Genomic DNA, 7,020 nt, shown 5'->3' on the forward strand with positions numbered 1-7,020 from the left:
GGGTGAAGCCTGGTTGCATCAGGACGGCCTCGACGGATTGCCGGGCAGCCTCGCGTTGGTCGTCGGTTTATGTGAACGCTATCCCGAGCACCTTCATCCTCGGGCCGAAGACGGTGATCAGTCATGGCGGGTCATTCCGCTTGAATGGCTTGCGCGGCGCTACAGCGAAGTGCTGCTGACGCGGGTGCCATTGCTCGATCCAAGTAACGGTGAGTTCGAGTGTTACAGCCTGGATGCCTGGCGGCGACTGCGACTGCAACAGGTTCTGGCCAATGACAGCAAGGCAGCCAAAACGTCGGCGGAAACGGCGCGAGGCGAACAGAAAAAACTCACTGAAATGATTCGAGCCACTCCTCAGTCCTTCTGGTTGCGCCGTCAGGAGAATCTGTTGTCAAGCCTGCAACATCTGCAACGGCTGGAGGCATGGAGCGACGCTTACCTCGGTAATCAGGCGCCAGGCTTCAAAGCTTTGCGGGACGTGATCGAGGCGATATTGACGCTGGTTCAGGAGTTCATTGCCATGCAGCCACGACCGTTAACTGAAGCGGTGGCAGAGCCACCGCCAGCGACGCCATCAGCGACTGTCGTGATATCCCCAACGACGTCGGTGCCGCAGGTATTTCGTGAGCCGGCTAGCCGCGAAGAGGCCTATCGGCAATTGTTGTCGATTGCCGAATACCTGGCACGTACTGAACCCCACAGCCCCGTTCCTTACTTGATCCGGCGGGGAGTGGAGTGGGGCAACAAGCCACTGAGCGAGTTGCTGGGCGAATTGATCTCGGCCGATGCCGAATCCCGTCGTCTCTGGACACTGCTGGGTGTCCTTTAATCAGCGACTCCGCAGGGCATGGTTGGGAGGGGTAAGGCAATTGGCGTTAACACCGGTTGGTTGCTGAAGAAGGCCAGCAGATTTTTCCCGACCAGTTCAACGGTGCCTTGAGTCGCCTCCGGGGACAATCCCGCGACATGCGGCGTCAGGATCACGTTGCTCAACGATTTGAGTGCCTGCGGCACATTCGGCTCGGCATCGAACACGTCCAGCGCGGCGCCGGCAATGAGTCGTTGTTCAAGCGCGCTGACCAGGTYGGCGGTGACGATCACGCTGGCGCGGGCGATGTTGATGAGGAACCCGTCGCGCCCCAAGGCGTCGAGGACATGTTTGTTGATCAAGTGTCGGGTGCCAATGCCGCCAGGGGTCGCGATGATCAGAAAATCCGAGACGCGGGCCAATTCAGTAGGCGTGGAGCAAAAGGTGTAGGGCGCATCGCTGCGAAGCTGGCGGCTGTGGTAATTCACCGTCATGTCGAAGCCATTGGCGGCGCGTTTGGCGATGGCCATGCCGACGGCACCGAGGCCGAGAATGCCCAGGCGCTTGCCGGCCAGGGAAGGGCGCATGATCTTCGGCCACTCACCCCGACGCACCGCCGCATCGCAGCGGGGAATGTCACGCACCAGGGCGAGCAGCATCGCCATGGCATGGTCGGCGACTGATGACGCATTCACCCCGGCGCCGTTAGTGACCGTGATGCCACGGTCGGCTGCGGCTTGCAGGTCAACGTGTTCGTAACCGGCGCCGATGACGCAGATGATCTTGAGGTTGGGCAGGGCGGCGATTTCATCGGCGTACAGACCCAATGGGCCACGGGTCAGCACCGCATCGATCTGCACGCCATTTCGGGCGATGGCAGCGATGCGCTCGGCAGGGGTTGGGGCAAGAATCAGGTGAAAACCCTGATGTTCGAGAATCGGCAAATAATCATTGATGGTTTCAACCAGTACGAGAACGGTTGCAGGCATGCTGCGCTCCTGTGGGCATCGGAATGTGGGGCTCGAACGTCGCTTCAGATTGCTGATTCGCGATCAGTTTGGCAATGGCCAAAGGTCGTAGACGCGGCTGTTCAGTTTGATGAGCCTTTCGAGGTCAGGAACGTGCGTGCGGCGTCGAGAATTTCATCCGACAGTGCATCGCCGCGACTGGCGCGGGCGAGGGTCAGGGCGCCGACCATTAGCGAATACTCCACCAGCGCCTGTTGCCGATCCGCATCGACATCGCCTGAATCCAGCTGCGAGCCATAGGATTTCAGCAGCCTGTCGAGCCCTTCCATGAAGGTCCGGCGCAAACCGCTGTCTGCCGTTTCGTGGCACATGTCCCCGGCGAAGGCGACTACCGGGCAACTGTCACCCGGATTGTCGCGGCTGTCTTGCGACAGGTAAGGCTCGATCAGCGCACGGCGGGCGGCGTCATTGTCGTCGACATGGGCGGCGATCCGTTCCTGCCAGCGTTGTACAGATCGGTCGAACGCCCGACCACTGGCCTCCTGCGCTAACGCCTCCTTGGACTCGAAATGCCCGTAGAACCCGCCATGGGTGAGACCTGCGGCTGCCATGACGTCGACGACACTGATGCCGTGCAAACCCCGCTCGCGAAAAAGCCGCGTGGCAGCCTCGACGATGATTTCGCGGTTGAGGTCTGCTTGCTTGCGGGAAACTCGGGGCATCAGTGGCTCACAGGTATAAAAGGTGAAGGATCAAAGGGCGTACTGGGCAACCCCGTTGCCGAACGACCAGTTCTCTTTTTTCACTTCCACCAGATTAATGAAAACATCCTCCAGACGCACCGCCAGTTCACGATTCAGGCTTTCGGCGATGGTTTTGTAGAGCAGTTTTTTCTTCTCATCCGTACGGCCTTCACTCAGCGTTATCTGGATGATCACCAGATTGTCGGTGCGTTTGATGCCCAGGTATTCGGGGTCGAAGATGAAATGATGTTCATCGTGTTCCGTCAGTATCTGGAAATTATCGTTTTCCGGCACGGCGATGGCGCTGTGCATGGCGGCGTAAATGAGCTGGCCGACACGTTTGGCGAAGGTGGGGTCCTGATGCTTTTTGATGTCGACACGAACCAGTGGCATGGGATGTCTCCAGAGAGAAGGCCGGTCAATTGAAAATACATGACATATGTCCTTTATCAAGCGAAAGCTGCTATTGGGCGATGAAGTGGCCTCCTGCTTTCTGTGGGAGTGAGCCTGCTAGCGATTGCGATGGGGCATTCAACAGGTTTGTAAACTGGTACACCGCTGGCGCTTTCAAGTAATCGAGGTAATTCTTTACAGATTTGTGGGTGAAATGGCTTGGGACGCCCACGGACTCAGATGCTTTCAGTTACCTATTGGTGTTTGCCCGCCGTACGCTGGCTCACACATAATCCACGGCATGTTTTTTCGTGCGCAGGCGCCCAGAGCGGCCCATCCAGGAGGAGGCGAACACATGTCAGCCAAGAAGATTTGTCGTAAGGAAACACGCTTGCCTATCAATCGAGTCATGGACGTCACAATGATTTCGACAACCGTGGGCAGTGCCGCGTTTGCGAATATGATTTTCCCTGGCCTTGGCAGCACCCTGGTCGGTGCTGTTCTAGGCGCAATTTTTGGTTTTCGAGCAACAAGATCGGCCCCATACCAAGGATAGGGCCCTATGCAGCTGGACCAATTCGACTGTTCCATTATCAGCAGCGTTCTTTGCATCGCTATATATCTGGGACTGTGCTGGTACTACAAACAAAAAGCAGACCTGACTCATGGCGTGATCATCGCTATGTCAATGACTGGCCTGGTCGCAGCCTGTGCCCTTGGATCAATCACGATGTCCTCAAGCCTTGAGCAGATTGGTGTGTTTCGGGAGCATAAACCGAGCATTTTAATCGGCACTTTGGCGATGATCTGGGTTTCGGTGACAACGGCGCATCAGTCTGTGATGCACCCTGTTCGGTCAGAAAAGCGACAATCGCCGTCCTGAAATCCTCTAATCCGCACCACCACTCCTCAGCTAAGTATTTGCTTTTATTCATTAAACCCGGACAATCGCGCCCCTGTTTCGGCCAGGGCGCTGCCTGTCGGGTTTTTCTGACTCGTCCTGGCCGGGTAGCAACTGACCGGAATGTGGAGATCCCACCGGATGAATGATCAGGCCAATAGCGTCGACAAACGCTATGTAACGGCGGCACCAGCGACTCTTTCGAGCTGGAACCGTCATGACACCACCTGGATGCTGGGCCTGTTTGGCACGGCCATCGGGGCCGGCACACTGTTTTTGCCGATCAACGCAGGGCTGGGCGGTTTCTGGCCGTTGCTGGTCCTGGCGGTGCTGGCGTTCCCGATGACCTTCTACGCACACCGTGGCCTGACCCGTTTCGTGCTGTCCGGACGCGAAGGTGCCGACATCACCGAAGTGGTGGAAGAACACTTCGGCATCAAGGCCGGTGCGTTGATCACCTTGCTGTACTTCTTTGCGATCTTCCCGATCCTGCTGATCTACAGCGTGGCGTTGACCAACACCGTGGGCAGTTTTCTGGAGCATCAATTGCACATCACTCCGCCGCCGCGTGCAGTGCTGTCGTTGGTGTTGATCCTCGGCCTGTTGGCGGTGGTGCGTTGCGGCGAGCAGGTGATCGTCAAGGCCATGAGCCTGATGGTGTACCCGTTCATCGTGGCGTTGCTGTTTTTGGCAGTGTTCCTGATACCGCACTGGAACGGCGGCATTCTGTCCACCGCCGGCACGCTGCCTGAACCGTCGGCGTTGCTGAGTACCTTGTGGCTGGCGATTCCGGTAATGGTGTTTTCGTTCAACCACTCGCCGATCATTTCGGCGTTTGCGGTCGACCAGAAGCGCCGTTACGGTGACCACGCCGAAGAGCGCAGCTCGCAGATCCTGTCCCGCGCTCACCTGTTGATGGTGGTGATGGTGCTGTTCTTCGTCTTCAGTTGCGTGCTGACCCTGTCGCCGGCACAACTGGCCGAAGCCAAGGCTCAGAACCTGTCGATTTTGTCGTACCTGGCCAACCACTTCAGCAACCCGACCATCGCCTTCGCAGCACCGTTGATTGCGTTTGTGGCCATCTCCAAGTCATTCCTGGGCCATTACATCGGTGCCAGCGAAGGCCTTAAAGGCCTGATCGTCAAGAGCGGCAAACGCCCGGCACCGAAGACGCTGGACCGCATGACCGCGGCGTTCATGCTGGTGGTCTGCTGGATCGTTGCCACGCTGAACCCAAGCATTCTGGGGATGATCGAAACCCTCGGCGGCCCGATCATCGCCGCGATCCTGTTCCTGATGCCGATGTACGCGATCCGCAAGGTGCCGGCGATGGCGCGCTATCGCGGCCAGGCGTCCAATGTCTTCGTGACAGCGGTGGGCCTGGTGGCGATTACCGCGTTGATTTACTCGCTGACCGCGTGATCGTTCGGACTGCTCGCGCAGCGCCGAATTGACAGCTACAGTGGCCGCTGCACGTGATACGTGCAGCGGTTTTTTTTCGCCTGGAGTCACCGGATTGACGAGCGCCTCCCCCCCCAATCTCACCGAACGACCCAATCCCTGGCGGGACCTGCTGGCCGGGTTGTCGATTGCCGGTCTGTTGCTACCCGAAGCGGTCGCCTATTCAAGCATTGCCGCGGTGGCGCCACAGGCAGGGGTGATCGCCTTGTTTGCCGGTTTGCTGTGTTATGGGCTATTCGGTACCAGCCGCTTTGCCATTGTGTCGGCTACTTCCTCGTCCGCGGCGGTGCTGGCCGCCGCTACCGCAACGCTGGCCAACGGCGATCCCCAGTTGCGTTCGACCCTGGCCATCGGCCTGGTGCTGATGACTGGCGCGTTCTTTTTGTTGGCCGGGCTGTTCAAGCTGGGCAGCGTGACCTCTTTCATTGCCAAACCGGTGCTGCGCGGCTTTGCCTTTGGTCTGGCACTGACCATCATCCTCAAGCAGGTTGCGAGTGTGGTCGGGGTGCATCTGAGCGACGGCAATCTGGTTCGGTTTCTGCCGCAACTGCTGGAACAACTTCCGCAATGGAATGGGGTGGCGGCGAGTGTCGCCGCCGTGGCATTAGCCTTATTGGTGCTGTTTGCAAGGTTCCGACGCTTGCCGGGCGGTTTGCTGGTAATCGTGATCGGCATCGTTGCCAGTCAGTGGCTGAATCTGCCTGCGTATGGGGTGAGGTTGATCGGTGTGATCGATTTGAACCTGGAAGTGCCGCGGTTACCGGTATTGCCCTTTACTGACTGGTTACGCTTGGGCGAATTGGCCTTTGCCATGGTGATGATCCTGTACGCGGAGTCATACGGCTCGATCAGTTCGTATGCGCTCAAGCATGGTGACCGGACTTCGTCGAGCCGCGATCTGCTGGCGCTGGGTGCGTCCAATCTGTTGTCCGGATTGTTTCATGGCATGCCGGCCGGGGCAGGGTATTCGGCAACCTCGGCCAATGAAGCGGCGGGGGCCACCTCACGACTGGCTGGTGGCGTGGCGGCGCTGGTGGTACTGCTTATCGTTTTGACGGTGTTGCCTTACATCGCCCTGACGCCGGAGCCGATTCTCGCCGCCATCGTGATCCATGCCCTGGCCCGGGGCTTGAGCCTGCAACCGCTGGGGCGGTATTTCATCTGGCGGCGCGATCGCTTGCTGGTGATCTGCGCGGTGGCTGCCGTGCTGGTGTTGGGGGTGCTGGACGGTCTGCTGCTGGCAGTGGCGATCAGTGTGGTGCTGATGCTCAAACAAATGTCGGCTGCGGATATTCAAACCCTCGGACGCATTGATGGTGGCCATGACTTTGTTGACCTGCAACGCCATCCTACGGCGCAGACGGTGCCTGGGGTGTTGATCGTTCGGCCGGGGGAGGCGTTGTTCTTTGCCAACGTCGAGCGGGTTCTGGGCAGCACCTTGCGCTTGATCCGCCATTCGCCAACGCCGATTCACTCGGTGATTCTCAGCCTGGAGGAATCACCTGATCTGGATGGCACCAGCATTGAGGCGTTGCAGGAATTTTTTGGGCGGGTGCGGGGGGAAGGGAAGCAGTTGGTGCTGGCACGGCTCAAGGATTCAGCGCAGACCGCGCTGGCGGTGTTGCCCGAGGTGGTGGGTGCGCAGGTGATCCTCAGTGACTTGAGCGTGGATGGCGCGGTACAACAAGCCCTTAAGATCAGCGCATAACCTTGTGGGAGCGGGCTTGCTCGCGAAGAGGGAGTGTC

General features: G+C 58.8%; 7 protein-coding genes. 4 read left to right on the forward strand and 3 right to left on the reverse strand.

From position 1 onward, the window contains the following. The coding region (gene tssA / locus AC1DRJ_RS16300) for a type VI secretion system protein TssA (RefSeq protein WP_477803059.1) at nt 1–829 on the forward strand (829 nt) is incomplete at its 5' end. On the opposite strand, the gene AC1DRJ_RS16305 is transcribed toward tssA, so the two are convergent. From AC1DRJ_RS16305 to AC1DRJ_RS16315, 3 genes are all read right to left on the reverse strand, one after another. Beyond that, nucleotides 826–1,797: a 2-hydroxyacid dehydrogenase gene (locus AC1DRJ_RS16305; protein ID WP_477803060.1), complete on the reverse strand. Its 972-nt coding sequence runs from the start codon at nt 1,795–1,797 to the stop codon at nt 826–828. The two genes, tssA and AC1DRJ_RS16305, sit on opposite strands and share 4 nt — an antisense overlap. A gap of 101 nt (nt 1,798–1,898) precedes the next feature. Then, on the reverse strand, nt 1,899–2,498 hold the full coding sequence (locus AC1DRJ_RS16310) for a TetR/AcrR family transcriptional regulator (RefSeq protein ID WP_477803061.1): 600 nt from the start codon (nt 2,496–2,498) through the stop codon (nt 1,899–1,901). Between the two features lie 30 nt (nt 2,499–2,528). Continuing rightward, entirely contained in the window at nt 2,529–2,912 is a 384-nt protein-coding gene (locus AC1DRJ_RS16315; protein WP_477803062.1) for a tautomerase family protein, read from the reverse strand. A 562-nt stretch (nt 2,913–3,474) separates the two neighbouring features. Between AC1DRJ_RS16315 and AC1DRJ_RS16320 the strand changes: the two genes are divergently transcribed. The 3 genes from AC1DRJ_RS16320 (at nt 3,475) to AC1DRJ_RS16330 (ending at nt 6,982) form a co-directional block, all read left to right on the forward strand. Next, nucleotides 3,475–3,795 (forward strand): hypothetical protein, encoded by a 321-nt coding sequence (locus AC1DRJ_RS16320; RefSeq protein WP_477803063.1) that lies wholly within the window; start codon nt 3,475–3,477, stop codon nt 3,793–3,795. Nucleotides 3,796–3,954: 159 nt separating this feature from the next. Next, nucleotides 3,955–5,235: a serine/threonine transporter gene (locus AC1DRJ_RS16325; RefSeq protein WP_477803064.1), complete on the forward strand. Its 1,281-nt coding sequence runs from the start codon at nt 3,955–3,957 to the stop codon at nt 5,233–5,235. A gap of 94 nt (nt 5,236–5,329) precedes the next feature. Then, nucleotides 5,330–6,982, forward strand: coding sequence for a SulP family inorganic anion transporter (locus tag AC1DRJ_RS16330; protein ID WP_477803065.1), 1,653 nt, complete (start codon nt 5,330–5,332; stop codon nt 6,980–6,982). The last annotated feature ends 38 nt before the right edge of the window (nt 6,983–7,020 follow it).

The organism is Pseudomonas sp. P5_B2, from assembly GCF_056400445.1.

Excerpts from the sequence above, each read along its gene's own strand:
- AC1DRJ_RS16320 (WP_477803063.1), top strand. The coding sequence starts at position 3,475 with ATGCAGCTGGACCAATTCGACTGTTCCATTATCAGCAGCGTTCTTTGC.
- AC1DRJ_RS16310 (WP_477803061.1), bottom strand. The coding sequence starts at position 2,498 with ATGCCCCGAGTTTCCCGCAAGCAAGCAGACCTCAACCGCGAAATCATC.
- AC1DRJ_RS16315 (WP_477803062.1), bottom strand. The coding sequence starts at position 2,912 with ATGCCACTGGTTCGTGTCGACATCAAAAAGCATCAGGACCCCACCTTC.
- AC1DRJ_RS16325 (WP_477803064.1), top strand. The coding sequence starts at position 3,955 with ATGAATGATCAGGCCAATAGCGTCGACAAACGCTATGTAACGGCGGCA.